Here is an 863-nt window from a genome sequence, read left to right on the forward strand (position 1 = left end):
GCTGAACATCTCATCTTCATAGTCCTCTTTACCCTGAACAGACTGGACGTGATCATCCAGATGAATAGTGATGTTTTCCCGGTTGTCGGGGATCGGTTTGCCGCTGAACAGGTGTAGCATTCTTTCCCGGTCGGCAAGTCGATCTGCCTGTTGCCCGGTGATAAGATGAAACCCCCACCGGTCCCACCTCACCAGGTTGTTGACGATAATTTTACTGCCAAATTTACAGGGTGAGTTGGTTTTGTAATTCCAGCTCAGTCCCCTGAAGACGTTGATCACCCCTCGCTCAAACACCTCATCCTTATTCTGGTGCAGTTGTTCAAATGTGCTCAGAATGTTCGCTTTACTGATTTCCGGAAAATTATCATATTCCAGTGATCGGTACCATGTATCACGGGCCTGTGCATCCATTAAGGAAAGCATCCCTGAACGTTGCATCAGGTCACGCCAGATTTCGCGGTCAAGATTCCGGGTAATGGCTTTCATTGCTGTTTCGGGTTTCTCCATCAGCCAGCAACCGCAGCGAAAATTCTGTTTCATGGCCCAGTCCGGGGCGGTTTTACCGCCAATACTTTCTGTCATTGCTGAGATTTCAGCCAGTTGCCGGATAAGTGTGTCGATTTGCAGCAGTGTACTCTTTCGTACAGCCAGAATGTGGCGGATACTGGTTGAGCAGATAACGTCCGTATGCCCGGTGACCAGTTCCGGACGGGAGACTGTGATATCAGACATAATCGATATTCCTTTTTGCAGATAAATGAAAACGCCAGCCCTGTTCAGGCTGGCGTCAGTGGAATGAAGTCTGGTGAGTGAGAGTCACCGGTTCTGGTGCAGAAGCTGCAACTGGCGCAGTGTACGGATAT

General features: G+C 49.4%; 1 protein-coding gene. It reads right to left on the reverse strand.

What is annotated here, in order from left to right:
• On the reverse strand, positions 1-732 hold a 732-nt coding region (locus E0D98_RS24940; RefSeq protein ID WP_096955517.1), incomplete at its 3' end, for a DUF4942 domain-containing protein.
• Positions 733-863: the final 131 nt, after the last annotated feature.

It is taken from the genome of Escherichia sp. KCJ4928, assembly GCF_004352695.1.
Lineage (GTDB): Bacteria > Pseudomonadota > Gammaproteobacteria > Enterobacterales > Enterobacteriaceae > ECMA0423.